At 46.1% G+C, this 26,462-nt stretch carries 30 protein-coding genes and 2 riboswitches; of the genes, 25 read left to right on the top strand and 5 right to left on the bottom strand.

Annotated features, from left to right (window positions below):
• Positions 1–36 precede the first annotated feature (36 nt).
• Positions 37–1,356, top strand: a complete 1,320-nt coding sequence (lysA, locus tag L3V45_RS11290; RefSeq protein WP_003153361.1) for a diaminopimelate decarboxylase — start codon at positions 37–39, stop codon at positions 1,354–1,356.
• 44 nt (positions 1,357–1,400) lie between these two features.
• Here lysA and L3V45_RS11285 read toward each other — a convergent pair whose 3' ends face one another.
• A complete protein-coding gene (locus L3V45_RS11285; protein WP_003153362.1) occupies positions 1,401–2,300 on the bottom strand; it encodes a DUF1002 domain-containing protein in 900 nt (299 codons plus the stop codon).
• Between the two features lie 284 nt (positions 2,301–2,584).
• Between L3V45_RS11285 and L3V45_RS11280 the strand changes: the two genes are divergently transcribed.
• The 9 genes from L3V45_RS11280 to ribT all read left to right on the top strand — a co-directional run bounded on the left by L3V45_RS11280 (position 2,585) and on the right by ribT (position 9,245).
• Positions 2,585–3,016: a peptidylprolyl isomerase gene (locus L3V45_RS11280; protein ID WP_003153363.1), complete on the top strand. Its 432-nt coding sequence runs from the start codon at positions 2,585–2,587 to the stop codon at positions 3,014–3,016.
• Between the two features lie 149 nt (positions 3,017–3,165).
• Entirely contained in the window at positions 3,166–3,657 is a 492-nt protein-coding gene (locus tag L3V45_RS11275) for a CcdC protein domain-containing protein (RefSeq protein ID WP_014305331.1), read from the top strand.
• Between the two features lie 80 nt (positions 3,658–3,737).
• Positions 3,738–4,313: a signal peptidase I gene (gene lepB, locus L3V45_RS11270; protein ID WP_032861567.1), complete on the top strand. Its 576-nt coding sequence runs from the start codon at positions 3,738–3,740 to the stop codon at positions 4,311–4,313.
• Between the two features lie 247 nt (positions 4,314–4,560).
• Positions 4,561–4,905: a hypothetical protein gene (locus L3V45_RS11265; protein ID WP_057080508.1), complete on the top strand. Its 345-nt coding sequence runs from the start codon at positions 4,561–4,563 to the stop codon at positions 4,903–4,905.
• Between the two features lie 119 nt (positions 4,906–5,024).
• A riboswitch (FMN riboswitch) is annotated at positions 5,025–5,171 on the top strand.
• Positions 5,172–5,302: 131 nt separating this feature from the next.
• On the top strand, positions 5,303–6,418 hold the full coding sequence (ribD, locus tag L3V45_RS11260) for a bifunctional diaminohydroxyphosphoribosylaminopyrimidine deaminase/5-amino-6-(5-phosphoribosylamino)uracil reductase RibD (protein WP_024085544.1): 1,116 nt from the start codon (positions 5,303–5,305) through the stop codon (positions 6,416–6,418).
• Entirely contained in the window at positions 6,399–7,046 is a 648-nt protein-coding gene (ribE, locus tag L3V45_RS11255; protein ID WP_003153370.1) for a riboflavin synthase, read from the top strand. Before ribD ends, ribE begins: the two co-directional genes overlap by 20 nt.
• Positions 7,047–7,060: 14 nt before the next feature.
• Entirely contained in the window at positions 7,061–8,257 is a 1,197-nt protein-coding gene (locus L3V45_RS11250) for a bifunctional 3,4-dihydroxy-2-butanone-4-phosphate synthase/GTP cyclohydrolase II (protein ID WP_058906157.1), read from the top strand.
• Positions 8,258–8,289: 32 nt separating this feature from the next.
• Positions 8,290–8,754 (top strand): 6,7-dimethyl-8-ribityllumazine synthase, encoded by a 465-nt coding sequence (gene ribH / locus L3V45_RS11245; protein ID WP_003153372.1) that lies wholly within the window; start codon positions 8,290–8,292, stop codon positions 8,752–8,754.
• A gap of 116 nt (positions 8,755–8,870) precedes the next feature.
• On the top strand, positions 8,871–9,245 hold the full coding sequence (gene ribT / locus L3V45_RS11240; protein WP_003153373.1) for a GNAT family N-acetyltransferase RibT: 375 nt from the start codon (positions 8,871–8,873) through the stop codon (positions 9,243–9,245).
• Positions 9,246–9,310: 65 nt separating this feature from the next.
• Here the strand turns inward: ribT and L3V45_RS11235 are convergent, their stop codons facing one another.
• Together L3V45_RS11235 and L3V45_RS11230 are read right to left on the bottom strand one after the other, a co-directional pair.
• Positions 9,311–9,832 carry a DUF309 domain-containing protein gene (locus L3V45_RS11235; RefSeq protein ID WP_003153375.1) on the bottom strand — a complete coding sequence of 174 codons (522 nt, stop codon included), beginning with the start codon at positions 9,830–9,832 and terminating at the stop codon, positions 9,311–9,313.
• An 87-nt stretch (positions 9,833–9,919) separates the two neighbouring features.
• On the bottom strand, positions 9,920–10,009 hold the full coding sequence (locus L3V45_RS11230; RefSeq protein WP_003153376.1) for a YjcZ family sporulation protein: 90 nt from the start codon (positions 10,007–10,009) through the stop codon (positions 9,920–9,922).
• Between the two features lie 207 nt (positions 10,010–10,216).
• Here L3V45_RS11230 and L3V45_RS11225 point away from each other — a divergent pair, with 207 nt between their 5' ends.
• From L3V45_RS11225 to L3V45_RS11160, 14 genes are all read left to right on the top strand, one after another.
• Entirely contained in the window at positions 10,217–10,972 is a 756-nt protein-coding gene (locus L3V45_RS11225) for a segregation/condensation protein A (protein WP_003153377.1), read from the top strand.
• Positions 10,962–11,555 (top strand): SMC-Scp complex subunit ScpB, encoded by a 594-nt coding sequence (gene scpB, locus L3V45_RS11220; RefSeq protein ID WP_003153378.1) that lies wholly within the window; start codon positions 10,962–10,964, stop codon positions 11,553–11,555. Before L3V45_RS11225 ends, scpB begins: the two co-directional genes overlap by 11 nt.
• 89 nt (positions 11,556–11,644) lie before the next feature.
• A complete protein-coding gene (locus tag L3V45_RS11215; protein ID WP_003153380.1) occupies positions 11,645–12,130 on the top strand; it encodes a DUF3907 family protein in 486 nt (161 codons plus the stop codon).
• A gap of 112 nt (positions 12,131–12,242) precedes the next feature.
• Positions 12,243–13,394, top strand: a complete 1,152-nt coding sequence (locus tag L3V45_RS11210) for a D-alanyl-D-alanine carboxypeptidase family protein (RefSeq protein ID WP_003153383.1) — start codon at positions 12,243–12,245, stop codon at positions 13,392–13,394.
• On the top strand, positions 13,382–13,972 hold the full coding sequence (locus L3V45_RS11205; protein ID WP_003153385.1) for a nucleoside recognition domain-containing protein: 591 nt from the start codon (positions 13,382–13,384) through the stop codon (positions 13,970–13,972). Before L3V45_RS11210 ends, L3V45_RS11205 begins: the two co-directional genes overlap by 13 nt.
• Before the next feature lie 4 nt (positions 13,973–13,976).
• Complete coding sequence (gene spmB / locus L3V45_RS11200; protein WP_003153387.1) at positions 13,977–14,513, top strand: spore maturation protein SpmB; 537 nt, start codon at positions 13,977–13,979, stop codon at positions 14,511–14,513.
• Positions 14,514–14,606: 93 nt separating this feature from the next.
• Positions 14,607–15,341 carry a 23S rRNA pseudouridine(2605) synthase RluB gene (gene rluB, locus L3V45_RS11195; RefSeq protein ID WP_060387026.1) on the top strand — a complete coding sequence of 245 codons (735 nt, stop codon included), beginning with the start codon at positions 14,607–14,609 and terminating at the stop codon, positions 15,339–15,341.
• 84 nt (positions 15,342–15,425) lie between these two features.
• Positions 15,426–15,965, top strand: coding sequence for a thiol-disulfide oxidoreductase ResA (resA, locus tag L3V45_RS11190; RefSeq protein WP_003153391.1), 540 nt, complete (start codon positions 15,426–15,428; stop codon positions 15,963–15,965).
• A complete protein-coding gene (gene resB, locus L3V45_RS11185; RefSeq protein WP_060387025.1) occupies positions 15,962–17,590 on the top strand; it encodes a cytochrome c biogenesis protein ResB in 1,629 nt (542 codons plus the stop codon). The genes resA and resB overlap by 4 nt, the downstream gene beginning before the upstream one ends.
• A gap of 18 nt (positions 17,591–17,608) precedes the next feature.
• Positions 17,609–18,784, top strand: coding sequence for a c-type cytochrome biogenesis protein CcsB (gene ccsB, locus L3V45_RS11180; RefSeq protein WP_003153395.1), 1,176 nt, complete (start codon positions 17,609–17,611; stop codon positions 18,782–18,784).
• 81 nt (positions 18,785–18,865) lie between these two features.
• The gene (gene resD, locus L3V45_RS11175; RefSeq protein WP_003153397.1) at positions 18,866–19,588 is read left to right on the top strand and encodes a DNA-binding response regulator ResD; all 723 of its coding nucleotides are present in this window, start codon (positions 18,866–18,868) and stop codon (positions 19,586–19,588) included.
• Positions 19,585–21,366, top strand: a complete 1,782-nt coding sequence (locus L3V45_RS11170) for an ATP-binding protein (RefSeq protein ID WP_003153398.1) — start codon at positions 19,585–19,587, stop codon at positions 21,364–21,366. Before resD ends, L3V45_RS11170 begins: the two co-directional genes overlap by 4 nt.
• A gap of 190 nt (positions 21,367–21,556) precedes the next feature.
• Positions 21,557–22,141: an RNA polymerase sigma factor SigX gene (gene sigX / locus L3V45_RS11165; protein ID WP_003153399.1), complete on the top strand. Its 585-nt coding sequence runs from the start codon at positions 21,557–21,559 to the stop codon at positions 22,139–22,141.
• Positions 22,116–23,177, top strand: coding sequence for a sugar dehydratase (locus tag L3V45_RS11160; RefSeq protein WP_103695076.1), 1,062 nt, complete (start codon positions 22,116–22,118; stop codon positions 23,175–23,177). Before sigX ends, L3V45_RS11160 begins: the two co-directional genes overlap by 26 nt.
• 42 nt (positions 23,178–23,219) lie before the next feature.
• Here the strand turns inward: L3V45_RS11160 and serA are convergent, their stop codons facing one another.
• On the bottom strand, positions 23,220–24,797 hold the full coding sequence (gene serA, locus L3V45_RS11155) for a phosphoglycerate dehydrogenase (RefSeq protein ID WP_044053383.1): 1,578 nt from the start codon (positions 24,795–24,797) through the stop codon (positions 23,220–23,222).
• A gap of 206 nt (positions 24,798–25,003) precedes the next feature.
• A riboswitch (FMN riboswitch) is annotated at positions 25,004–25,138 on the top strand.
• Positions 25,139–25,285: 147 nt separating this feature from the next.
• Between serA and L3V45_RS11150 the strand changes: the two genes are divergently transcribed.
• Positions 25,286–25,858 carry a riboflavin transporter FmnP gene (locus tag L3V45_RS11150; RefSeq protein ID WP_003153402.1) on the top strand — a complete coding sequence of 191 codons (573 nt, stop codon included), beginning with the start codon at positions 25,286–25,288 and terminating at the stop codon, positions 25,856–25,858.
• Positions 25,859–25,997: 139 nt separating this feature from the next.
• Here L3V45_RS11150 and L3V45_RS11145 read toward each other — a convergent pair whose 3' ends face one another.
• Complete coding sequence (locus L3V45_RS11145) at positions 25,998–26,246, bottom strand: ferredoxin (RefSeq protein WP_003153403.1); 249 nt, start codon at positions 26,244–26,246, stop codon at positions 25,998–26,000.
• Positions 26,247–26,462 lie beyond the last annotated feature (216 nt).

Raw genomic sequence — 26,462 nt, 5'->3', positions numbered from 1 at the left:
TTCACCCATAGGCGGATCAGAAAGAGGGAATGAGCATTGTTCTTACATGGCACAAGCAGACAAAACAAACTAGGTCATTTGGAAATCGGAGGTGTGGACGCGCTGTATTTAGCGGAGCATTACGGCACGCCTCTTTATGTTTACGATGTGGCTTTAATACGTGAGCGCGCTAAAAGCTTTAAACAGGCATTCATTGACGCGGATTTAAAGGCGCAGGTCGCGTACGCGAGCAAGGCGTTTTCTTCCGTTGCGATGATACAGCTCGCTGAGCAGGAGGGGCTCTCATTGGACGTTGTATCCGGCGGAGAGCTGTTTACGGCGGTTGCGGCTGGTTTTCCGGCTGACAGGATTCATTTTCACGGCAACAACAAAAGCAAAGAAGAGTTGAAAATGGCGCTCGATCATCAAATCGGCTGCATCGTCGTTGATAATTTTTATGAAATATCCTTACTCGCAGAACTGTGCCGCAAATCAGGGCGCACAATGGATGTGCTTCTCCGGATCACTCCGGGGGTAGAGGCCCATACGCATGATTATATTACAACGGGGCAGGAAGATTCCAAATTCGGTTTTGATCTGCATAACGGGCAAATAGAAAAGGCGATTGAACAAGTATTGCAGTCAGACCATATCCGCCTTCTCGGCGTTCACTGCCACATCGGATCGCAAATTTTTGATACGGCGGGCTTTGTGCTGGCCGCAGAAAAAATCTTTGCAAAACTCAATGAATGGAGAGAATCATTCGGCTTTGTCTCTGAAGTGCTGAATTTAGGGGGCGGCTTCGGCATCCGCTACACGGAAGAGGATGAACCCCTTCATCCCGCCGTTTATGTGGAAAAAATTATCGAAGCGGTAAAAGAAAACGCAGCGCTGCACGCTTTTGACATTCCGGAGATCTGGATTGAACCGGGACGCTCGCTCGTCGGAGATGCCGGAACGACGCTTTATACCATCGGTTCGCAAAAAGAAGTGCCCGGCACCCGTAAATATGCAGCGGTTGACGGGGGCATGAGCGATAATATCCGTCCTGCGCTGTATCAGGCGAAATATGAAGCCGTATCGGCAAACAGAATCGGAGAACACCACGACAAAACGATATCCATCGCGGGTAAGTGCTGTGAAAGCGGGGATATGCTCATTTGGGATATAGACCTTCCGGAAGTGAAAGAAGGCGATCTTCTCGCCGTTTTCTGCACGGGAGCGTACGGATACAGCATGGCTAACAACTACAACCGTATTCCGCGTCCCGCCGTCGTTTTTGTGGAAGACGGCGAAGCGCATCTTGTCATTAGAAGAGAAACTTATGAAGACATTGTAAAACTGGATCTGCCGTTTAAGACGGGGGTCAAACAATAAATAAAAAAGAGACCGGAACAATGGCGTCCGGTCTCTTTTTGCGTTCAGCTGTCAGAACTTGATCCGCTGTCTCCTGTAAATACAGACACGATCGCATTCCAAATCGAAGCGAAGAAATCAATAACTTTTTGAACAAAGCTTTTGCCTTCATCGGATTGAATGAACTTCGTGATTTTGTCTTTTGCCTTATCGAGCTGGCTGCCGACTTGGCCCCAATCAATCTTTGCATTTTTCATTTTATTAAACAATGAAACGAGCTGGTCTTTTTGAGCGTCAGTCAGTGTAATGTTAAGGTTTGAAGCCGCATCATCGACCTTTTTCTCGATTCCTTCTTTTGTATCGGGCACACCGTTTTTCGCGAAATCATCTTTAATGTTTGCGATAAGCGCGGAGGCGTTTTTATCCCCGATTTTATCCCCGAGATTTGAAGTGGTGACAAGCTCTTGGTTGGCGACCTGTTTTACATCTTCTGAAATCGCTTTGTCTGATGAGACTTCATATGCCTTGATGATTCCCGTTAATGCTGCGGTGCCTGATACCTCAAACGGCGCCGTCACGTATACTTTCGCATCTTTCACTCCTGCTGTCATCAGGGCGTTTAAGTACATTTCATCCGTAATGGAATCGATATTGTGGGTCTTAACGTCAAGCCCGGACCCTTTCTTTGCCACCGTAATGGATGACGAAGAGATGGCTCTTGTGCCGATTTGGGCATTCGATATATATTTTCCCAGATATTCATGTTCTTCTTTATTAGTGACCGTCACTTTTGTCGCGTTATCAGGGACATTTAATTCGTCAAGCACTTTCTGACGGTTTTCGTTTGACAGATCCGCCCCCAGTGTGACGATGACATCTCCGACTGCGGCATCGGCCAGGCTGATTTTCGGTATTGTGCACAATACAACGGCCGCCGCCAGCAATCCAATCCACATTTTTTTCAAAGCGGTTAACCTCCTTCTTTTCACAAATGCCGTTTTGAAGCGGTTTGTGAGGACCTGCGTGAAGCAGTTCCGATACATAGACGGCTGTGAAGCTGTTCTGGTTTCATTTTCTTTCTGCGGAAGCGGGGAGATTCGTTTTCCGGCTGAAGGTGTGGTATAATAGCCGCGAAAAGAAGAGCAGAGGCCTCTTCCTTCAAAAGAATATCAAAAAGAAAGCCGGCTTACAATTGAAATTCATATTAAAGAAGGCTTTGACAAAAAACAATACGGAAGTAGGAATGAGAATGAAAACTGGTTACATCGAAATGGAAAACGGCAGCAGAATCGAATTTGAACTTTATCCGAATGAAGCGCCTAATACAGTCGCTAACTTTGAAAATCTGGCGAATACGGGCTTTTATGACGGCGTTATTTTCCACCGCGTGATTCCGGGCTTTGTCAGCCAAGGCGGAGATCCGACTGGGACAGGCATGGGCGGAAGCGGAAAAACGATCAAATGTGAAACAGAAGGCAATCCGCATAAACACGAAGCCGGTTCTTTATCAATGGCGCATGCCGGTAAAGACACGGGTTCAAGCCAATTCTTCATCGTACATGAGCCGCAGCCGCATTTAAACGGCGTTCATACTGTATTCGGAAAAGTGACAAGCGGTTTAGAGCATGCGAAAAACATGTCTAACGGAGACAAAATGAAAGAAATCCGTGTAGAAGGATAATGACGGAAAACCCGCCTTTTTCAGGCGGGTTTTTTTATGTATATGAAAATTCTCATGTGTAAATCATGAAAAAATACATATATGAACATCGGTGATCATTCTGGTATAGTGAAAAAGACCGATTACAACAATGAAAAGAGGTAGAAACGTTGGTTCAATTGGCAACCGTTTTATTTGTCATTATCATTCTTGCACTTATGATTTGGTTCAGGGTGAAAAAGGGAAACAGGCCGATTAAAGGCGGCGGCTTAGGCATCATTCTCCCGCTTTTGATTATCGCCGTCATTTTCACATTCAGTATCAGCCAGCTCATGAATATCCCGGGAAAGCCGTTTCATTTTCCCGCTCTTTGGGAGCTCGCCATCGCCGGACTGTTAGGCGCGGTATTCGGTATCATCATGCTGTCGCAAACCGCCTATGAAATCCGGGAAGACGGCTTTGTCTACTCCAAGCGGAATAAAAACTTTAAATATGTCATTATCGCGATTATTGCGATCCGTATCGCGCTCAGCCAATATTTCAAAAGCATTGACGCGGCGGAATTCGCCGTTTTAACGATGGAGCTTGCTTTTGTGTATTTGTGCATTTGGCGGATCGGAAGCTTCGTGAAATACCGTAAAATCAGCAGATCCGGCTTATAAAATGAAAAAAATGGATGGGGTGCGGGGCTTATTTGCCCTCTGTGCAGGGATTCATGGTAAAATAAAAATGACCATGGCTAATGGGAGGAAATCACTTGAAATCAGAAAAAGAAAAAACTTCTAAAAAAAGCGCCGTACTTGATTGGGCGAAAGCCATTATCATCGCTGTCGTTCTGGCACTGCTCATCCGAAACTTTTTATTTGCCCCTTATCTCGTTGATGGAAGATCAATGGATCCGACGCTGCATGACCGCGAGAGAATCTTTGTCAATATGACGGTCAAATACATAAGCGACTTCAAACGCGGCCAGATCGTCGTGCTGAACGGAGAAAATGAGCACTATGTCAAACGGATTATCGGACTTCCCGGCGACACGGTGCAAATGAAAAACGATCAGCTGTATATCAACGGCAAAAAAGTGTCCGAACCGTATTTAGCGGCAAACAAGCACAAGGCGAAGCAAGACGGCTATGACCGGCTGACAGAAGACTTCGGCCCGGTGAAAGTGCCGGACGACAAATATTTCGTCATGGGTGATAACCGCAGAGAATCTATGGACAGCCGCAACGGCCTCGGTCTTTTTACGAAAAAACAAATAGCGGGCACATCAAAATTCGTCTTCTTCCCGTTTAACGAAATTCGCAAGACGAAATAAACCGTACAGGCAGTTTTCTTCATGAGAAAACTGCTTTTTTTATATAAATTTATCTCTCCACCCTCAAAAACAGAACATAAATTCGTATATCTATTTAATAGATAGAAAGTTTTACAGATACATGAAACATCTTCCCTTTATGAAACGTTATATGAATAACTCACGCAGGGAAGAACGGTTTTCTATTCATGAAAAAAAGGAATATAACATAGTAATGAATAGATTGATACGGGCTGGAGGTAGAAAAATGGGAAGAATTAAAACAAAAGCAGCCATTTTACTTGTACTGCTGCTGTTATTAGCGGGCGGTTATATGGTCATAAACGATATTGAACTGAAAGACGTGCCGACTGCAATCGGACAAACCCTGTCCCAGGAAAAAGAAGAATATACAGTCAAAACATATAAAATTACGAAAATCGAAGGAACTGAGTACCACGGTACGGCAGCGAACGGCACAAAAATTATTTTTAACGGCGACAAGCTGAAGCAGGATCTCTCCGATGTGCAAAAAGGTGATAAGATTAAAGCGTATTTCAGCAAATCAAACCGGATTGACGGCTTATTGAAGGTCGTCAAAGTGAACGAATAAATAAAGACGCCTTTTATGGGAAAAGGGCGCTTTTTATTTTTCTGAATAATGAGGTGCAAATTCATTGCGCCTGCCGCAAAGGATGTTATAATAGCGGATAAGGACAAAAAAATATTGATTGTATCCTTCGGGGCTGGGTGAAAATCCCGACCGGCGGTAATAAGGCGCTTTGCGCTTTACAGCCCGTGACCCGTATGCATCTGTATACGGTGGATTCAGTGAAAAGCTGAAGCCGACAGTGAAAGTCTGGATGGGAGAAGGATGAGAGAAGCTATGCAAAAAATAAACTTACTGTATAGTCTTATTTCCTATGGATTAAAACTGGCAAAGCCCCGAACTGTGTAAACATTCGGGGCTTTTTTGACGCCAAATTGCGTGGAAGAAGGGAGGGATAACAATGGATGAATATTATATGAATACGGCAATAGAACTTGCCAGACGCGGTGAAGGACAGACACAGTCCAATCCTCTTGTCGGCGCTGTCGTCGTCAAAAACGGACAGATCGTCGGAATGGGCGCCCATTTGCAATACGGAGAAGCGCATGCCGAGGTTCACGCGATTAATATGGCCGGCAGACACGCAAAAGGCGCCGATTTGTATGTGACGCTGGAGCCTTGCAGCCATTACGGAAAAACACCGCCATGCGCCGAACTGATAATAAAGTCGGGGATAAAAAGGGTGTTCATTGCTGTGAAAGATCCGAATCCGCTTGTAGCCGGAAAAGGCATCGGAATGCTGGAAGCAGCGGGCATCGAAGTGAAAACCGGACTTCTCAGGCAGCAGGCAGAAGAGCTGAATAAAATGTTTCTTCACTTCATGCGGACCGGACTTCCGTATGTCACCTTGAAAGCGGCCGCGAGCCTTGACGGGAAAACAGCGACCGAAACCGGTGACAGCAAGTGGATTACATCAGAGGCGGCAAGGCTTGATGCCCAGCAATACAGGAAATCGCATCAAAGCATTCTTGTCGGAGCAGGCACAGTCAAAGCCGATAATCCGAGCCTGACCTGCAGGCTTCCTGATGCGGTGAAGCAGCCGGTCAGAGTGATTCTCGATACAAAGCTGACCATTCCTGAAACGGCAAATGTGCTCACTGACGGCGCTGCGCCGACATGGATATTTACGGCCAAAGGTGCAGACGTGCAAAAGCAAGACCGGCTGACCGCACTCGGAATAAAAGTTTTTCCGCTGGAAACAGACCGCATTCACATCCCTGAGGTGCTCAGTATTCTCGCTGAAAACGGAATAATGTCCGTTTATGTGGAAGGCGGAGCATCCGTACACGGAAGTTTTGTCAAGGAAGGCTGTTTCCAAGAGCTTCATTTCTATTTCGCCCCTAAATTAATCGGAGGAACGCTTGCTCCCAGCTTGATCTCCGGTGAAGGTTTTCAATCAATGAAAGATGTCCCCCATTTGCAATTCACACAAATCACCCAAATCGGGCCGGATATAAAACTGACGGCCATACCTAAAGATGGAAAGGATGGTGACGATGTTTACAGGAATCGTTGAAGAAACAGGCACGATCCAAGCAATCAAAAAGACAGGCCTTTCCATGGCATTAACCATCGCCGCTTCAAAAGTGACTAGCGATGTGAAACTTGGCGACAGCATTGCGGTAAACGGCATCTGCCTGACCGTAACCGGATTTTCTGACAATCAATTTACGGTTGATGTCATGCCGGAAACAGTGAAATCCACTTCGCTGAACGGCTTGTCAAAAGGCAGTAAAGTAAACCTGGAAAGAGCGATGTCCGCCAACGGACGGTTCGGCGGCCACTTTGTATCAGGGCATGTGGACGGAACGGCGGAAATTACGCGGATTGAGAAAAAAAGCAACGCGGTCTATTACGATTTAAAACTTTCGCCGGAATTGACAAAAACGCTCGTATTGAAAGGTTCAATTACGGTAGACGGCGTGAGCCTGACGATTTTCGGTCTATCAGATGAAAGCGTGACGGTATCCATCATTCCGCATACCATCTCAGAAACGATTTTTCAGACGAAAACAGTCGGATCGACCGTAAATATTGAGTGTGACATGATCGGCAAATACTTATACCGCTTTTTGCACAAAACAGAACAAACGAAAAGCAATCAAACTATCACGGAAGCCTTTTTAAGCGAGAACGGCTTTTAGAAAGGAAGATCGATATGTTTCATCCGATAGAAGAGGCGTTAGAGGCGCTGAAAAAAGGTGAAGTCATCATTGTTGTCGATGATGAAGACAGAGAAAACGAAGGAGATTTCGTAGCGTTGGCTGAGCATGCCACGCCTGAAGTGGTGAATTTTATGGCGACCCATGGGAGAGGCCTGATCTGCACGCCGCTGTCTGAAGACATCGCCGGCCGGCTGGATCTTCACCCGATGGTCGATCATAATACGGACTCACATGAGACCGCCTTTACGGTCAGTATTGACCACAGGCTGACAAAAACGGGCATCAGCGCTCAAGAACGTTCTATTACCATTCAGGCGCTGTTGAACGAGGAATCTGTGTCTGACGATTTTCAGCGTCCGGGCCACATTTTCCCCTTAATTGCAAAAAAAGGAGGCGTCCTGAAGCGGGCGGGCCATACGGAAGCAGCCGTTGACCTTGCAAAAGCCTGCGGATCTCAGGGAGCGGGCGTCATTTGTGAAATTATGAATGAAGACGGCACAATGGCCAGAGTGCCGGAGTTAGCCGAAATCGCCGAACGCCACCAGCTGAAAATGATTACGATAAAAGACTTAATAGAGTACCGTTACAACATTACGACACTTGTGAACAGAGAAGTTGATATTACGCTGCCGACTGACTTCGGCACGTTTAGAGTTTACGGATATACAAACGAGGTTGACGGAAAAGAACATCTCGCCTTTGTCATGGGGGATGTCCCGTTTAACAGCGAACCCGTTCTTGTCAGAGTGCACTCAGAATGCCTGACGGGTGATGTGTTTGCATCCCATCGCTGTGATTGCGGACCTCAGCTTCATGCCGCGCTTGCGCAAATTGCTGAAGAAGGCCGCGGCGTTCTATTGTATTTGCGTCAGGAAGGCAGAGGAATCGGTTTAATCAATAAGCTGAAGGCGTACCGATTGCAGGAACAAGGATACGACACGGTTGAAGCGAACGAAGCGCTCGGCTTTCTGCCTGATCTGCGCAACTACGGCATCGGCGCCCAGATTCTCCGCGACTTAGGGGTTCAGCATATGAAACTTTTAACCAATAACCCCCGGAAAATCGCCGGCCTCGAAGGATACGGTCTCAGCATTTCGGAACGGGTGCCGCTTCAAATGGAAGCGAGTGAGCATAACAAGCAGTATTTACAGACCAAAATGAAAAAACTTGGACATCTGCTTCATTTCTAAAAACAAATCTCACAAAAAAGGATGGATAACATATGAATATCATACAAGGAAACCTAGTAGGAACAGGACTTAAAATCGGAATCGTCGTCGGCAGATTTAATGAATTTATAACGAGCAAGCTGTTAAGCGGAGCGGAAGACACGCTGCTTCGCCACGGTGTAGAATCAAACGACATTGACGTCGCTTGGGTGCCGGGAGCGTTTGAAATCCCGTTTGCGGCAAAGAAAATGGCGGAAACGAAAAAATACGATGCCGTCATTACGCTCGGCACGGTTATCAGAGGAGCGACAACGCATTATGACTATGTCTGCAATGAAGCGGCAAAAGGCATCGCCCAGGCGGGAACGGCGACGGGCGTCCCGGTTATCTTCGGCATCGTGACGACTGAAACCATTGAGCAGGCCATCGAACGAGCCGGAACAAAAGCCGGAAATAAGGGAGCGGATTGCGCAGTATCTGCCATTGAAATGGCAAATTTAAACCGTTCATTTGAATAATTTGTTGAAAAGCGTTTAAAACCGCGGCGAAAATGATATAATGTGAGAAAACGGATCGCCTTTATGTATCCGTTTGATAGGACATGAATGGACATTTTGGATATAGAGGGGTTTTTATGTTAATTCGTTATAAAAAATCGTTTGAAAAGATTGCGATGGGTCTTCTGTCATTTATGCCGAATGAAAAAGATCTCAAGCAGCTTCAGCAGACAATAAAGGACTATGAAACGGATACTGGCCGCCAGCTCTTTCTTTGGAAAGAGGATGAAGATATCGTCGGAGCGATCGGAGTCGAAAAAAAGGACTCAGAGGTTGAAATCCGGCATATCAGCGTGAATCCTTCTCACCGCCATCAAGGAATCGGAAAGCAAATGATGGACGCCTTAAAACGTCTGTTCAAAACGGAGGCACTCGTTCCGAATGAATTAACGCAAAGCTTTTTTGAACGCTGTCAACATCAAAAAGATCAGGATATCTCATATAATAACTGACAAATGCTCCCGGAATCTTCACGGTTTCGGGAGCTGTTTTGATATAGAAAAAGCAGGGCTGACCGTCAGCCTCTGCTTTTTTTTCTTCTCTCAATTTCCCGTTCGCGTTCCTTAATGACATCCGTCCTGTCCCGCAGGCGGTGTTTATGAATAAGAAAGGTATCTGATACGCCGTCTTGCCCCCATGTATAGCCCTTTCGGCGGCATTCGGCAAGACATGCTTCTTTCAGGGCTTCATCTGTAATCGGAAGCATAACACTTCTGTAAGGCAGGCCCGCTTCTATATCGTCTGACAGCGTTTCTATCAGCTCAATCAGCTTTGGATGGCTGAGACCGAGAGAACAGACCGCCTGCTTTTCAGACCGGAGAATACGTAAGCTGTTGGCAATCAGCCGTTTCGCCCCGGCTTCATTTCCCCTGCGCTGGTGATACAGAGCGACGGCAAGCTGAATCAGGCCGACCCAATGAATGCTCCGCTTTTCAGCCGGGCTTTCTTTCCAATATTCCTCTAACAGTTCATGACACTCAAAATAATCTCTTGATGCGTGAAATTCGGCCAAAAAGCCGATATAAGCTTTAGGATACAAGCCGCTTCCTCCTTTTATGCTAAAACCAGTGTACCACAGCGCTTTGAAAAGGAAAAAAGAGCGGCTTGGTGTCTGAAGCCTGAGGAACTAGCAGATGTAAGATGCTCCTACGACAACGAGCAAAATAAACAGAACGACAATTAATGCAAAACCTCCGCCGAAACAAGCTCCGCTCATGTGAAATCAGCCTCCCTTTGTTTCAAGTTTACACGGCTATCCTATGTGCATCCGCCTTTAAAGGTATAGGCGTATATCTTCTTTTTCAGTATTTTCTAAATAACGGAGGACGTGTATAAAAGTATTGGACGAGAGCATTTCGGTGGATTATACTAAAGGGTAGCCAGTTTTTCCGGCAATGAGAGTGATATTGAAAATGGTGAGATAATGGTAGAATATCAAGTGAAAATTGATACGTTTGAAGGCCCATTGGACCTGCTGCTTCATCTGATTAACCGTCTTGAAATCGACATATATGACATACCCGTGGCAACCATTACTGAACAATATTTATTATATGTACATACAATGCAAGAGCTTGAACTTGATGTCGCCAGTGAATATCTGGTCATGGCGGCGACGCTTCTCAGCATTAAAAGCAGAATGCTGCTTCCGAAACAAGAGGAAGAGCTGTTTGAAGACGAAATGCTTGAAGAAGAAGACCCTCGGGACGAGCTGATTGAAAAGCTGATTGAGTATAGAAAGTATAAAACCGCTGCGAAGGATTTAAAAGAGCGGGAAGAAGAAAGACAAAAGTCATTTACAAAGCCGCCGAGTGATTTAAGTGAGTATGCAAAAGAAATCAAACAGACCGAGCAGAAACTGTCGGTGACCGTTTATGACATGATCGGCGCGTTTCAAAAGGTGCTTCAGCGTAAAAAAATCACGCGGCCGAAAGAAACGACCATTACAAGACAGGAAATACCGATTGAAGACAGAATGAAAGAAATCGTAAAAAGCTTAAAAACGGCGGGGAGAAGAATAAACTTCACGGAGCTTTTTCCTTCTCGGCAAAGGGACCATCTCGTCGTGACGTTTTTAGCAGTCCTGGAACTGATGAAAAATCAGCAGATTATCATTGAACAGGAAGAAAACTTTTCAGATATATACATTACGGGGAGTGAATCCATTCATGGCGTTTGATATCGTGAATTGGAAAGCGATTGTGGAAGCCCTGCTGTATGCGGCGGGTGATGAAGGACTGACCAAAAAGCAATTGGTGACGGTGCTTGAAATAGAAGAAGCGGAACTGGCCGGAATCATGGAAGAAGTGGCCGCTCAGTACAAGGAAGACGACAGAGGCATCGAGCTTACCGAATATGCGGATACGTATATGCTTGGAACGAAAAAAGAATTCGTGCCTTATTTGAAAAAACTAATCGAAGTGCCGTCAAAAGGGCTGTCGCAGGCTTCTTTGGAAGTGTTGGCGATCGTTTCGTACAAGCAGCCGATCACACGGGCGGAAATTGAAGATATCCGGGGCGTGAAGTCTGAGCGGATTCTGCACAGCCTCGTGTCAAAAGCGCTGCTGTGTGAGGTGGGCCGCGCCGACGGTCCCGGCCGGGCGATTTTATACGGCACGACACCGGTATTTCTTGAACAATTCGGCTTAAAAACATTGGAGGAGCTCCCGCCGCTTCCTGAAAATGCGGAGGAAGACGTTCTCCAGGAGGAAGCCGATTTATTCTTTGAAAACTTCAACCAAACTTTTGAGGATATTAAATAATAATCGTTTTTCATCATACGATAGTAGGGAAAGGCCATTGATGAATGACGCAAATGACGACGTACAAGAGAGGAAGGAAACGGACGGAAATGGGAAATTCGATTGTGAGGGCCCATACTGAAGAAACTGGTGAATTTTTAGCCGAGGTTGTCACGATGGTCAGCAGCTATTTAAATCATACAACATTGCCGGAGATGCGGGCTCAAGGAGAGGCGGATGAGGCATACTGCCGCGACGTGCTCAGTGTGCTGAGGAGGATGACCGTCTTTTGCGAAGGCGCCCAGGAAGCCTGCCGGCGGCTCTTAATGCAGGAGCCGTTTCATGAGGTGAGAGCGGAAAAAACGCTGTATAAAGTGTATCATCAGTGCGTGGAAGAATTTTTCATGCCAAAAAAGGATACATGGTACGAAAACAGCCGCGCCGCTTATACAGGCCAAAGCGCGATTGAATTCTACCAGCAAGTGCCGGACTCGCTGCGGAGCCTTCTGCTTTCGCTCAGCAGTGAATTTCTGCGGATGCGGGAAGAATTGGCGCAATATGAAGCATCAGGCTCAAATATGGCATCAGTCAGATAAAAACTCTTCCTTTTGGGAGAGTTTTTTTATGTGAAAGTGATGCAATTGGTATTCATAAGTCATGGACAGGCGCATAAACTTGTACAAACCCACAACAAGGACGTGAGCATTCATGCGCTTTCTCAAAAAAGCTGCCGTATTTCTTTTGACTTTTGTTATTCTTTTTTCCATTACAGACGGCAATACGGCACATGCCCAAATACATGTCAGCGCAAAAAGCGCGATTATTATCGACGGAGCATCTGGCAGGGTGTTATTCGCCAAGGATGAACATCATAAGCGGCGGATTGCAAGCATTACGAAAATCATGACGGCGGTGCTGGCGATTGAATCAGGGAAGATGGAAGAGACCGTGACGGTTTCCCCGAATGCCGTAAAAACGGAAGGCTCAGCCATTTATCTTCAGCCGGGACAAAAAGTAAAGCTGAAAGATCTTGTATACGGGCTTATGCTGAGATCAGGAAATGACGCCGCTGCGGCAATAGCTGAATATGTCGGCGGAAGCCTTGACGGTTTTGTATTTATGATGAACAAAAAAGCCGAGCAAATCGGGATGGAAAATACAAAATTTCAAAATCCGCACGGACTGGACGACCATGAAAATTTATATTCAACGGCGTATGACATGGCGCTTTTGACTAAATACGCAATGAAAATCAAGGAATACCGGACCGTTTCAGGCACAAAAGTGTATAAGGCGGAAACGATGGACCGGGTATGGAAAAATAAAAACAAGCTTCTGACTGGGCTCTACCGTTACAGCACAGGCGGAAAAACGGGTTACACAAAAATCGCGAAACGGACGCTCGTTTCGACGGCTTCAAAAGACGGAACGGATCTCATCGCGGTCACCATAAATGATCCGGATGACTGGGATGACCATATGAATATGTTTAATTATGTCTTTGAACACTATAAAACCTATGTCGTCGCTAAAAAAGGCGGCATTCCGAAGCTGAAAAAGACGTTTTACGGAAAACACGCTTTTATTGCCCGGGATGTCAAATATTTATTAAAAGAGGATGAAATCGACGATGTAAAAATCCGCACAACCTTAATAAAACCGAAAAAAGCCTGGAAAAAGGACGCCTCTCTCATTCCTGATGTCGTCGGCCGGATGACTGTTATGCATGATGGGAAAGTGATCGCCAAGATTCCCGTCTATTATGAAAACGAGCGCCATAAAAAACCGAAAAAGCATTTCATTGAGACGTTTACGAGCCTGTTTATGAGCGCGGCGGGCGGTTCGTCATGGTCAATTTAATCTGGGTATGTCTGACGGTAATCGGACTTGTCTTTGCGATGTTTAACGGTACCTTGCAGGATGTGAATGAAGCTGTTTTTAAAGGAGCAAAAGAAGCGGTTACGATCTCGTTCGGATTAATGAGCGTGCTCGTCTTCTGGCTCGGCCTGATGAAAATAGCCGAGCAGTCCGGCCTTTTGGATATATTCAGCAGAATGTGCCGCCCGTTTATCTCTAAGCTGTTTCCCGATATTCCCCCTGATCATCCGGCCATGGGGTACATCTTATCAAATCTCATGGCAAACTTTTTCGGACTGGGAAATGCGGCGACACCGCTCGGCATTAAAGCCATGGAGCAGATGAAAAAGCTGAATGGAGGTAAGTCTGAGGCCAGCCGTTCCATGATTACCTTTTTGGCGGTAAATACATCGAGTATTACATTGATACCGACAACCGTCATTGCCGTGCGCATGGCTTATTCGGCGAAATCACCGACCGATATCGTCGGGCCGACCATCTTAGCGACTTTAATTTCGGGAATCGGCGCGATTTTCATTGACCGCTACTTCTGGTACCGCCGCAAAAGAAAAGGGAGGTAAGCGAATGGAAATGGTGAATTGGCTGTCTTTAGCCATGATTCCGATTATTATCGCCGGTATATTGATATACGGCACGATCAAAAAAGTGCCGACGTATGAATCATTCGTTGAAGGCGGAAAAGAAGGAATTGAGATTGCGTTTTCCATCATTCCGTATTTGGTCGGGATGCTGGTGGCGATTACCGTATTCCGGGCCTCAGGCGCGCTGGATTTTGTCATGGGGCTGTGCAAGCCTTTCTTTACAGCGCTCGGCATTCCCGCAGAAGTCGTGCCGCTTGCTCTGATCCGCCCGATTTCGGGGACGGCGGCGCTCGGCATGACGACAGATCTGATCGCCGTGTACGGGCCTGATTCATTTATCGGCAGACTGGCCTCGGTCATGCAGGGATCGACTGACACGACGCTGTATGTCCTGACGGTGTATTTCGGGGCGGTCGGCATCAAAAAAATGGGGGATGCTTTAAAGGTCGGTCTTCTTGCTGATCTGATCGGGGTGGTTGCATCAATCATCATAGTTACGTTATTATTTGGAAGCGCCTGAAATCAGGCGCTTTTTATATATCAGAATAACTCTCCTTGAAAAAGCTTGTTTGTTCAAGGGGAAAAAAGTAAGATTATACTTGAGGTGAACGACATGGAAAGACTGCAAAAAGTTATTGCTCATGCCGGCGTGGCATCACGCAGAAAGGCGGAAGAGCTGATAAAAGAAGGAAAAGTAAAGGTGAATGGAAAAGTAATAAAAGAGCTCGGCGTAAAAGTGACCGGTTCTGATCAGATTGAAGTAAACGGATTAAAGGTGGAGCGGGAAGAACCCGTGTACTTTCTGCTTTATAAACCGAGAGGAGTGATCTCAGCAGCTGATGACGACAAAGGGCGGAAAGTGGTGACCGACTTTTTCAAAGAAGTGCCGCAGCGCATTTATCCGATCGGCAGGCTTGATTATGATACGAGCGGACTTTTATTGCTGACAAATGACGGCGAGTTTGCCAACAAACTCATGCATCCGAAATACGAAATTGATAAGACGTACGTCGCCAAAGTGAAGGGGATTCCTTCCAAGGAACTTCTGAGAAAGCTTGAGCGCGGCATTCAGCTTGAAGAAGGCAAGACGGCGCCGGCCAGAGCGAAAATGCTTTCCCTGGACAAAAGAAAGCAGACGAGCATTATTCAGCTGACGATTCATGAAGGCCGAAACAGACAGGTCCGCCGCATGTTTGAGGCGATCGGTCATGACGTGCTGAAACTCAAACGTGAAGAATACGCATTTTTAGATTTAAGAGGTCTGCGCACAGGAGACGCAAGAGAATTGTCGCCGCATGAGGTGAAAAGGCTGCGGGCTTTAGCTGAACACGGTAAAAACGCTTTCTAATTTTCACATAACCTTCAAAAATTACAAAACGTGTAGATGATATAATTGAATGGATTTGCAGACAGGGGAGGGGAGCAGTGTACAATGAACAAAAAACGGCGGCGTTTATTCATTCGGACCGGCATCCTTCTCATCTTACTCTGCGCGCTCGGATATACCATCTATAATGCCGTTTACACAAACGGAGAGCGTATATCTGAGGGGTCCAAAGCCCCGAATTTCGCGCTGAAAGATACAGAGGGCAGACTCATAGAACTGAGTCAGTTAAAAGGGAAAGGTGTTTTTCTGAATTTCTGGGGAACGTGGTGTGAGCCGTGCAAGCAGGAATTTCCCTACATGGAGAATCAATACAAGCATTTTAAAGACCTCGGTGTCGAGGTGGTTGCGGTAAATGTCGGCGAATCAAAAATTGCAGTACATAATTTTATGAAAACATACGGCGTCAATTTCCCGGTTGCGCTCGATACTGACCGGCAAGTGCTGGACGCGTACGGCGTATCACCTATTCCGACGACATTTTTGATCAATCCCGACGGAAAGGTCGTGAAAGTGGTGACCGGCACGATGACAGAACGCATGGTTCATGACTATATGAATTTAATTAAGCCGGAGGCGTCTTCATGAAAAAGGTCAAATGTGAGTGCGGGCACGTGAATCCAGCCGGGACGGTTTTGTGCGAGTCGTGCGGGAAGCCGCTTGATGATCAAAAATCGCCGCTTGCCGATATGCGGTACGACGGCAGCGCAAGGCGTTCGCAAACATATAACAAAACAATCGTAGATAAGGTATGGAACTTCTTTTCTTCCGTAAAAGTCGGAATATGGCTGATCGTCATTACTCTGGCGGCGTCTGCTTTCGGCACGGTTTTTCCGCAGGAAGCTTATCTGCCGCCGGGCGCCCAGCCGGATACATATTATGAACAGCAGTACGGCATAATCGGCCAACTGTATTATTTGCTGGGGTTTCATCACCTGTACGGCTCATGGTGGTATATGCTCCTGATCGCATCCATTGGCATATCACTGGTCATCTGCAGCCTGGATCGGGTGATTCCTTTGTACAGGGCGCTTAAAAATCAAGGAGTTCGGCGGAATCCGGTCTTTTTGAAGAGGCAGCGTCTATACAGCCGGACAGAAACCGAGCTGAGCGGGGATGCGGCTGATAGCCTCAGAACACGATTGAAAAAAAAGCATTATAGAGTGCGAGAACAAGAGGGAAGCATCCTGGCGGAAAAAGGCCGTTTTTCAAGGTGGGGACCCTATGTCAATCATATCGGCCTGATCATTTTTCTGATCGGAGCCATGCTGAGATTTGTACCCGGTATGTATGTCGATGAAACGCTCTGGGTCCGTGAAGGCGAAACCGCCCAGATCCCCGGTACTGACGGCAAATATTACTTAAAAAACAACCGGTTCACGATGCAGACATATAACAAAGACACTGAGAAAAAAGTATTCGCCGACGCCATTGACAGAGCCGGAAACGGCAAAGTCGCCAAATCCTTCACTACGGACGCGGTTCTGTACAAGAGGGAAGGCGACATTGTATTCGGTGAAAAGCCGAAGCTTAAAAGAGTCAAAGAAAACAATATTCGCGTCAATGAACCGCTGCGCTTTGACTCCTATTCTGTGTATCAGGTGGACTATAAAGAAAACCAGCTCGATCAGATGGTATTTCAGCTGATCGACCAAAAAACAAAACAGTCATTCGGCAAACTGAAGATCAATCTTCTTGATCCCGACACGGACTACGATCTTGGTAACGGTTACAAAGTGCAGATCGCCAGTTATCTTCCTGATTTTTATTTTAACCAAGACGGAGAACCGAGCACGAAAACCAAGGTTCCTAACAATCCGGCTTTTGTCTTTAAAATCACGGCTCCCGACAAGCCGAAAGGGGAGAAAAGTTTTGTTGCGATTCAGCAGACTGTTGAAGGTTCCGAAAGTAACAAGTACAAATTAAAATTCGACCATGTGGAAACGAAAAACATTACAGGACTCACCGTCAGAAAAGACTTAACCTTATGGGTGCTTGCCGTCGGCGGCGCGATCTTTATGATCGGCGTCATTCAAGGGATGTACTGGCAGCACAGAAGGATCTGGATCAAAACAGGTGATCATGAAGTGCTTGTGGCGGGACATACGAACAAAAACTGGTTCGGTCTGAAAAAGGATATCGAATTTGTTCTTAGCGGGACCGGGATTCAAGAGCCGGCCGATCAAAAAGAATTGGCCAAAAATCAGGCCTAGTGAAAAAGGAGTGGTGTCATGGCGGAGCTGAGCGCAAATTTTCTTTATGCTGCCTTTTTGATTTATTTAATTGCCGTCCCGGTTTTCGGCGGCGCCATCCGGGGAACAAAAGGTGCGAAGGACGGTAAGGGCCGCTGGTCGGCTATCGGAATCACGTTAACCATTTTCGGATTTCTTTGTCATCTCGGCTACTTCATTGCGAGATGGTCGGCAAGCGGACATGCGCCTGTCAGCAATATGTTTGAATTTACGACGTCATTCGGCATGATGCTTGTTCTCGCTTTTATTATTATTTACTTTATTTACAGACTGCCTTCATTAGGCATGTTCACATTGTCTATCGCGCTTTTGCTTATCGCATATGCAAGCATGTTTCCGACAGACATCACGCCGCTTATTCCGTCACTGCAGAGCAATTGGCTGTACATTCACGTCACGACTGCGGCGCTCGGGCAGGCGATTCTTGCGATCAGTTTTGTAGCCGGCGTCATTTTCCTGTTAAAACATGTCGACCAATCCAGACCGGGCAAAAAAACGTTCTGGCTTGAAGTCATCATGTTTATACTCGTGACGACCGTGGCATTTATCGCCGTCACGTCGGCATTCCGGCTGGCGGACTACAAAGCAGAATTTAATTGGGTGGATAAAAAAGAGGCTAAAAGCGTGATGATATATGATATGCCTGCGCTTGTCGGCCCGCATGACGGAGAACTGCTTACGGAAGGCGCAATGAAGCCGCTTATTGAGCTTCCGGCCATTTTTTCAGGCAGAAAGGTCAATACGGTGATCTGGTCGTTTGGCGCAGGTCTCGTTTTATACGGGGCGCTCAGGCTGATATTCAGAAAGAGAATCAGCGCTCTTATAAGCCCGCTCGTCAAAAATGTGAATCTGGACTTGGTCGATGAAGTCGGCTACCGCGCTGTTTCCATCGGTTTTCCGGTATTCACACTCGGCGCGCTTGTGTTTGCGATGATTTGGGCGCAGCTTGCATGGACGCGTTTTTGGGGCTGGGACCCGAAGGAAGTGTGGGCGCTGATCACTTTTCTATTTTACGCAGCGTATTTGCACTTGCGGCTGTCAAGAGGCTGGCATGGCGAAAAGTCCGCGTGGCTTGCCGTCATCGGCTTCGCCATTATTATGTTTAACTTAATTTTTGTGAATCTTGTGCTTGCCGGACTTCATTCGTACGCATAGATGCAAAAAGCCGATACAGTTCTCAAGCTGCCGCACAGTTTGTTAAAATGAAAGTAACAGAAGGAAAGCAGGGGGAAAACGATGGATCAAACAAATGAAACTAAAATATTAGTAGTAGATGATGAAGCCAGAATTCGACGCCTTTTAAGAATGTACCTTGAACGGGAAAACTATGTGATTGAAGAAGCGGAAAACGGAGACGAGGCCATTAAAATGGGGCTGGCATCAGATTATGATCTGGTGCTCTTGGATTTAATGATGCCGGGAACGGACGGAATAGAAGTATGCCGGCAGCTCAGAGAAAAAAAAGCGACCCCGATTATCATGCTGACGGCAAAAGGGGAAGAAGCCAACCGCGTCCAAGGGTTTGAAGCGGGTACGGACGATTATATCGTCAAGCCTTTCAGCCCGAGAGAAGTGGTGCTTCGGGTAAAGGCGCTTTTAAGAAGGGCTTCCCAAACATCTTATCTGACAGCCAATACCCCGACAAAAAATGTGCTCGTCTTCTCGCATCTATCCATTGATCATGATGCTCACAGGGTGACTGCGGACGGCACGGAGGTGAGCCTGACGCCGAAGGAATATGAACTGCTGTACTTCCTGGCGAAAACACCGGACAAAGTGTACGACAGGGAAAAGCTTTTAAAAGAAGTGTGGCAGTATGAATTTTTCGGAGACCTCAGAACGGTGGATACTCATGTCAAACGGCTCCGTGAAAAATTAAATAAAGTGTCCCCGGGAGCGGCGAAAAAAATCGTCACCGTCTGGGGAGTCGGATACAAATTTGAGGTAGGCGCTGAATGAAGTTTTGGAAAAGCGTAGTAGGAAAGCTTTGGTTTACCATTCTTTCACTCGTGTTAATTGTTTTATTTATTTTAACGGTGCTGCTTCTGGAATTTATAGAAAATTACCACGTTGAAGAAGCGGAAAAAGATTTAACGCAGCTTGCCGATAAAATCGCGGTCATAATAGAAAATCATGAAGACCAGCCGCTTGCCAGATCCATCACGTGGGAACTGGCGGACAATTTAACGAGCATCGCGATCATTCAGGATGATAAGCATGTCTGGTATTCGCCCAATGACGATAATCATTTATCCTCTATTACATTAGAGCAGATTAAACATGACCGGGATCTGCACAAGGCGCTGACAGACCGCAATAAAGTAAGCAAACGCGCGGTCCCCAAAAATGCCGGTTCGGATAACGAACGGCTGATCGTCGGAGTGCCCTATGAAAAAGACGGCAAAAAAGGCATGGTTTTTTTATCCCAATCGCTGCTTGCCGTCAAAGATACGACGAAACATACGACACGCTATATTTTTCTTGCGGCGGGCATTGCCATCGTCTTGACAACGTTTTTCGCATTCTTTTTATCCAGCAGGGTGACATATCCCCTTCGGAAAATGCGGGAAGGCGCCCAAGACTTGGCGAAAGGAAAGTTTGATACAAAAATTCCGATTCTGACCCAAGATGAAATCGGGGAACTGGCCATTGCCTTTAATCAGATGGGACGGCAGCTCAATTTCCATATTAACGCGCTGAATCAGGAAAAAGAACAGCTGTCCAATATTTTAAGCAGTATGGCAGACGGGGTCATCACCATTAATATCGACGGCACCATTTTGGTGACCAACCCGCCGGCCGAACGTTTTCTGCAGGCATGGTATTATGAGCAGAACATGAACATTAAAGAAGGAGACAACCTTCCCCCTGAAGCAAAAGAGCTTTTTCAAAATGCAGTGAACACGGAAAAAGAGCAAATGATTGAAATGACGCTTCAAGGAAGGTCATGGGTTTTATTGATGTCGCCTCTTTATGCGGAATCACACGTCCGCGGCGCCGTGGCCGTGCTCCGTGATATGACCGAAGAGCGCAGGCTGGATAAATTGCGTGAAGACTTCATTGCCAATGTCAGTCATGAGCTCAGAACCCCGATTTCTATGCTGCAAGGATACAGTGAAGCGATAGTGGACGACATTGCAAGCACCGAAGAGGAGAAAAAAGAAATCGCGCAGATCATTTATGATGAATCTCTTCGTATGGGCCGGCTCGTCAATGATTTACTGGATTTGGCCAGAATGGAATCCGGACATACGGGTCTGCGCTATGAAACGGTAAACCTGCATGAATTTCTGGAGAAGATCTCCCGCAAATTTTCCGGTGTAGCGAAGGAAAAAGGCGTTTCGCTCACAGAGGACATCTCGGTGTCTCAGCCGGAGTGTGTCTTTGACGAAGACAAAATGGAACAGGTGTTTACCAACCTTATAGATAATGCGCTGCGCCATACGGAGTCAGGCGGAAACGTTCATATCGCGGCTCATACCGTAAAAGACGGACTGAAAATCGATATCAAAGATTCCGGCTCGGGAATACCGGAAGAGGATCTGCCTTTTATTTTTGAACGTTTTTATAAAGCGGACAAAGCAAGAACAAGAGGCAGGGCAGGGACCGGACTCGGACTCGCCATCGTAAAAAATATCGTGGAAGCCCACGGCGGCTCAATTGCGGTTCACAGCAGCATCGACAAAGGGACGACGTTTACATTTTATATTCCGACAAAAGCGCAGGATGACGTCTGAAATTGACGAACAATCTTGTTCCATACGAAACACCCGCAGAACATGCGGGTGTTTTTTGTTTTTTTCTCCTTTAAAAATTTAAGAATATGTTAATATAAATTCCCTTCCAAATTCCAGTTTCTCGTAATATAGTTGTAATGTAACTTTTCAACGCATTTTTACGACAAAAAAGTGAACGGAGGGGTTTCCCATGGAAGAAACCTTTCAGATATTATACGATGCATACCATCAAGATTTATATCAATTTTTATTTTATATGGTAAAAGATAAGTCGCAGGCTGAAGATTTGACGCAGGAAGTGTATATCCGCGTCTTGAATTCCTATCATACATTTGAAGGAAGAAGCAGTGAAAAAACATGGCTGTTGTCCATCGCACGCCATGTGGCGATTGACTGGTTCCGCAAGCAGCAGACGATCAGACAGCGTATTATGGGTACGTTTGATTGGGATACACAAGATGTCAGAGATCAGCATTTGCTTCCGGACGAACTCGCCGTACAGCATGAAAATGTCCGGGAAATTTATACCGCGCTTGATCATTGCACCATTGATCAAAGAGCTGTTATTATCTTGAGATTTATTCAGGGATATTCCATTCAGGAAACAGCCGCCGCTCTCCGCTTCTCGGAAAGCAAAGTCAAAACGACCCAACACAGAGGGCTCAAAATACTTCGGAAACAGATGGAGCTTTTGAGGGAGGAGCTAATGGATGATGAAGTCATATTGGAACGAAGAAAGAGTAGAGGAGTTGTTAAGACAACTTCCGGCGGTTAGAGATCATCGTTCACCCGAGGCCATTTACCGGAATATTGAAACGGGTAAACCGTACAGGAAAAAACCGGCCCGAAGCTGGATCGGCCCCGCCGCAGCCGGCATCTGCGCACTGTGCATCGCTCTGATTATTTCTCCTCACCTGATGACAAACAAATCTGCCGGTGATCTTACAGCTGACAGCGGTCAAGCTGAAAAAGCCAGTCAGTCAGCTGCTGTCAAGCCGGATCAGAAGACGTTTGTCGTTTCTAACGAAAACAAAAACAATTACATTACTTTGGCGTTTGCCGATTCAGATACATCCGCCGTCATTCCGGTCAGTTTTGAAAAAAAGAAGCCTGACGAATCGGTTTCAGAGGCATTATCTGATGCAGAAAACTTAGAAGTGCCCGAATCTTTCCTTTCTGTGCCGAACCTTTTGGACGGTGTGCAGGTAACGGCGGATAAGAAGGATTTGCTTGTGCAGGTAAACGGACGTCTTTCTATCGAATCAGCTGCCGATGCTGACTTATTGAAAAAGATGCTGAAAGAGACTTTGACATGGAGTCCTTACGAGCGGATTAAATTGAAAAAGGTTCAAAACGGAGCCGGACAGGATTTTTATAAATCTTACGGCATTTCCGCTGAGATGTCCGTACATAAACAGACAAACCGGGCGTATTTTTCTTACAGCGACAGCCTGGGACAAGAGTATCTCATCCCGTCTGAACAAACCTATTATTCAGTATATCAGGCTATTGACGGGATGAAGACAACAGACGGAGGCTCACAGACCGCGAGCATTATAGAAGCAGATGCGATTGCATCGGTATCGGAAAGGGAAGACGGCGAGCAGCTGCGGATCCAATTGTCCGAAAAACATAAAGTTGAAGATTCGCTGGAAGGCATTTTAATGATCGAAGGGCTTTTGTTAACCGCAAAGGAATTCGGTTATTCTGAGGTGCTGTTCACACATGCGCACGCAAAGAAAATCGGTAATTATGATGTGACAAAACCGATTGCTGTGCCTGCCGCGCCTAATCCGCTTCCGACCCATTAAACGTAAAAAAACCCAAAACATATGTTTTGGGTTTTCTGTTGGTTAAGGAAGGTCAATCAGTTTAACGGAAACAATATCCTGAACCGAAGTCAGCTCATTGACGACTTTATCATCTAAATGTTTATCAAAAGAAAGCATCATAATGGCTTCTCCGCCTTTTTCTTTACGGCCCACCTGCATGGTAGCGATATTGATATCGTTATCGCCGAGGATGCGTCCGACGCGTCCGATTACACCAGTCGTATCCTGGTGCTGGATATAAACGAGGTGGCCGGCAGGATTTAAGTCAATATTAAAGCCGTTCAGTTCAACGATTCGTTCACCGAAGTGAGGGATATACGTAGCCGTTAACGTAAATGTGCTCCGGTCTCCGGTTACTTTTACGCTGATGCAGTTATCATATCCTGATTCATTGGAGGAAATCTTCTCGCTGAAGCTGATACCGCGTTCTTTTGCTACACCGCCGGCGTTTACTTCATTGACCGTTGAGTCTACACGCGGTTTTAAGAAACCGGACAGCAGGCTTTTTGTAATAAATGATGTTTCAAGTTTGGCGATGGTGCCTTCATATTGAATCGCAACATCTTTGACGGGTTCCTTCATACATTGTGACACGAGACTTCCGATTTTATCGGCAATTTGGTGATAAGGCTGGATTTTTTTGAATTCATCTTTTGTCATCGCAGGCAGGTTGATCGCTGACATGACAGGCAGACCTTTTGCAAACTGCAGCACTTCTTCAGAAACCTGTGCCGCGACATTCAGCTGTGCTTCTTTCGTTGAAGCGCCTAAGTGAGGTGTGGCGATCACCAGCGGATGGTCGGGAAGCTTTGATTCAACTGGCGGTTCCACTTCAAACACGTCAAGGGCAGCGCCTGCGACATGGCCGCTTTCCAGCGCTTCCAAAAGCGCCGATTCATCAATAATGCCGCCTCTTGCGCAGTTGATAAGACGGACGCCTTTTTTCGTTTTGGCAATGGTTTCTCTGTTAAGCAATCCTTTTGTTTCCTTTGTTAAAGGCGTGTGGACGGTAATGATATCCGCGCTTTCAAGCACTTCTTCGAATGTCCGGCTGTTTACGCCGATTTTGCCGGCTCTCTCTTCGGTTAAGAAAGGATCGAATACATGAACCGTCATACCGAACGCTCTGGCGCGCTGGGCAATCTCGCTTCCGATCCGGCCCAGACCGACAATGCCTAAAGTCTTTCCGTAGAGCTCCGCCCCGACAAAAGCCGTCCGGTTCCATTCTCTTGATTTTACTGAGATATTGGCTTGCGGGATGTGTCTCATTAATGAAGAAATCATCGCGAATGTATGCTCTGCCGTTGAAATGGTGTTTCCATTCGGCGCGTTTATCACGATAACTCCATGTTTTGTGGCCTCATCAATGTCGATGTTGTCTACGCCGACACCGGCTCTGCCGACGATTTTTAAAGAAGTCATCTTTTTAAACAATTCTTCGGTTACTTTTGTGGCACTGCGGACTAACAGGGCATCAAAGGTATGTAATTCATCTTCTGCATCCGTGACGTTTTTTTGAACAATTTCTATAAAGTCTGATTCCATCAGCGGCTTTAAGCCGTCATTGCTCATCTTATCTGAGACCAAAACTCGAAACATTGTTAGATTTCCTCCTAGTTTAGCTGACTAAATATCTGATAATTTATCATATTCTCAATAGAGTGTCAATGTGTATTGACGCAGTAAAGGAGAAAAGGAAACCGCTGAATCAGCTGAAATTGGGCTTCCCCAATATTTTATTTAAATTTGAGCAGTTCTCTATACAATTACAATTTGATCATATATAATGTGAATAAATTCATAAGATCAATCTTCGGGGCAGGGTGAAATTCCCTACCGGCGGTGATGAGCATCACGCTCTAAGCCCGCGAGCTGCTTCGGCGGCAGGATCCGGTGAGATTCCGGAGCCGACAGTATAGTCTGGATGGGAGAAGATGGAGGTTCAGCAGACGTTTTGATGCTTATATCAAACGTTTCTTTGCCAAGCCTTAGTAAGCTCCCGCTTTTTAACAAAAGCGGTTTTTTTATTGGGGCGCAAAAGAACCTTTCCTCTTTTCGAGAGATTTGATCGAAAAGGAGAGAGCATTGTGAAAGTAAAAAAATTAGTTGTCATCAGTATGCTTAGCAGTATTGCGTTTGTGCTTATGCTGTTAAATTTCCCGTTTCCGGGGCTGCCGGATTACTTGAAAATTGATTTCAGTGACGTTCCTGCAATTATCGCTATTTTGGTTTACGGGCCTGCGGCGGGGATTGCGGTTGAAGCGATTAAAAATATTCTGCAGTATATCATTCAAGGAAGCATGGCCGGCGTGCCTGTCGGGCAGGCAGCCAATTTTATCGCGGGGACGCTGTTTATTCTGCCGACGGCGTTTATGTTTAAAAAGCTCAATTCTGCAAAAGGGCTTGCAGTGAGCCTGCTGGCCGGAACCGCGGCGATGACCGTGCTGATGAGTATTTTGAACTATATTCTTATCCTGCCCGCGTATACTTGGTTTTTACATTCACCGGCATTGTCAAACAGCCAGTTGAAAACGGCGGTTGTCGCAGGAATTCTGCCGTTTAACATTGTAAAAGGCATTATCATCACCATCGTCTTTACGTTCATCTTTACGAAGCTGAAACCTTGGATTGAACAAAAACGCAGCATCCAAACACAATAAAGGCTTAAAGCGTCCGCTCTGTGAAGAACAGCCGGACGCTTTTTTTGTTTGTGCTGATCGGCAAAAAAATAAGACTCCGGCCGATAACAGCCGGAGTCTTATTCAGGACGAAAAAGCTCCTCTCACGGGGAGGGCTTTTTTATTCGTATTTCAGCGGGTCGCCTTCGAACGGTTCATCCGCAACTTTGATTGAATCAGTAGGGCATCCTTCAAATGCGTCAATCATATCTTCTTCCAGAACTTCCGGAACTTCGACGACACCTTTATTTTCGTCAAGCGTAACGAACGCAATGCCTTCATCATCATAATCATAAATGTCTGGTGCCGCAGCTCCGCAGGCGCCGCATGCAATACACGTATCTTTATCTACAATTGTGTACTTTGCCATGAATAAAACCTCCCAGATTGTTCGTGTTGGAACAAATGGTTTACCTTATATATTTTTAAATATAACACCTATTCCTCTTACTTATTGTAATGATGTTAGTGTCAAATTTCAACAGAAAAATGATTGAGAATGCTTATCACATAAGGGATTCTCTTTAGCACTTCCCCCTAAAAGATGACTTTAAACGTCAAATTTATATGAAAATCTGTTAAAATA

The sequence above is a fragment of the Bacillus sp. R45 genome (assembly GCF_021729365.1).
Lineage (GTDB): Bacteria > Bacillota > Bacilli > Bacillales > Bacillaceae > Bacillus > Bacillus velezensis.
This window is presented reverse-complemented; position numbering and strand designations above follow the sequence as displayed.

Excerpts from the sequence above, each read along its gene's own strand:
- scpB (WP_003153378.1), top strand. The coding sequence starts at position 10,962 with ATGGCGTTTGATATCGTGAATTGGAAAGCGATTGTGGAAGCCCTGCTG.
- ribD (WP_024085544.1), top strand. The coding sequence starts at position 5,303 with ATGGATGAATATTATATGAATACGGCAATAGAACTTGCCAGACGCGGT.
- L3V45_RS11205 (WP_003153385.1), top strand. The coding sequence starts at position 13,382 with ATGGTCAATTTAATCTGGGTATGTCTGACGGTAATCGGACTTGTCTTT.
- lepB (WP_032861567.1), top strand. The coding sequence starts at position 3,738 with ATGGGAGGAAATCACTTGAAATCAGAAAAAGAAAAAACTTCTAAAAAA.
- sigX (WP_003153399.1), top strand. The coding sequence starts at position 21,557 with ATGGAAGAAACCTTTCAGATATTATACGATGCATACCATCAAGATTTA.
- L3V45_RS11280 (WP_003153363.1), top strand. The coding sequence starts at position 2,585 with ATGAAAACTGGTTACATCGAAATGGAAAACGGCAGCAGAATCGAATTT.
- L3V45_RS11230 (WP_003153376.1), bottom strand. The coding sequence starts at position 10,009 with ATGAGCGGAGCTTGTTTCGGCGGAGGTTTTGCATTAATTGTCGTTCTG.
- spmB (WP_003153387.1), top strand. The coding sequence starts at position 13,977 with ATGGAAATGGTGAATTGGCTGTCTTTAGCCATGATTCCGATTATTATC.
- L3V45_RS11265 (WP_057080508.1), top strand. The coding sequence starts at position 4,561 with ATGGGAAGAATTAAAACAAAAGCAGCCATTTTACTTGTACTGCTGCTG.
- resB (WP_060387025.1), top strand. The coding sequence starts at position 15,962 with ATGAAAAAGGTCAAATGTGAGTGCGGGCACGTGAATCCAGCCGGGACG.
- L3V45_RS11215 (WP_003153380.1), top strand. The coding sequence starts at position 11,645 with ATGGGAAATTCGATTGTGAGGGCCCATACTGAAGAAACTGGTGAATTT.
- resA (WP_003153391.1), top strand. The coding sequence starts at position 15,426 with ATGAACAAAAAACGGCGGCGTTTATTCATTCGGACCGGCATCCTTCTC.
- rluB (WP_060387026.1), top strand. The coding sequence starts at position 14,607 with ATGGAAAGACTGCAAAAAGTTATTGCTCATGCCGGCGTGGCATCACGC.
- ribE (WP_003153370.1), top strand. The coding sequence starts at position 6,399 with ATGTTTACAGGAATCGTTGAAGAAACAGGCACGATCCAAGCAATCAAA.
- ccsB (WP_003153395.1), top strand. The coding sequence starts at position 17,609 with ATGGCGGAGCTGAGCGCAAATTTTCTTTATGCTGCCTTTTTGATTTAT.
- L3V45_RS11145 (WP_003153403.1), bottom strand. The coding sequence starts at position 26,246 with ATGGCAAAGTACACAATTGTAGATAAAGATACGTGTATTGCATGCGGC.
- ribH (WP_003153372.1), top strand. The coding sequence starts at position 8,290 with ATGAATATCATACAAGGAAACCTAGTAGGAACAGGACTTAAAATCGGA.
- L3V45_RS11170 (WP_003153398.1), top strand. The coding sequence starts at position 19,585 with ATGAAGTTTTGGAAAAGCGTAGTAGGAAAGCTTTGGTTTACCATTCTT.
- L3V45_RS11225 (WP_003153377.1), top strand. The coding sequence starts at position 10,217 with ATGGTAGAATATCAAGTGAAAATTGATACGTTTGAAGGCCCATTGGAC.
- serA (WP_044053383.1), bottom strand. The coding sequence starts at position 24,797 with ATGTTTCGAGTTTTGGTCTCAGATAAGATGAGCAATGACGGCTTAAAG.
- resD (WP_003153397.1), top strand. The coding sequence starts at position 18,866 with ATGGATCAAACAAATGAAACTAAAATATTAGTAGTAGATGATGAAGCC.
- L3V45_RS11210 (WP_003153383.1), top strand. The coding sequence starts at position 12,243 with ATGCGCTTTCTCAAAAAAGCTGCCGTATTTCTTTTGACTTTTGTTATT.
- ribT (WP_003153373.1), top strand. The coding sequence starts at position 8,871 with ATGTTAATTCGTTATAAAAAATCGTTTGAAAAGATTGCGATGGGTCTT.
- L3V45_RS11250 (WP_058906157.1), top strand. The coding sequence starts at position 7,061 with ATGTTTCATCCGATAGAAGAGGCGTTAGAGGCGCTGAAAAAAGGTGAA.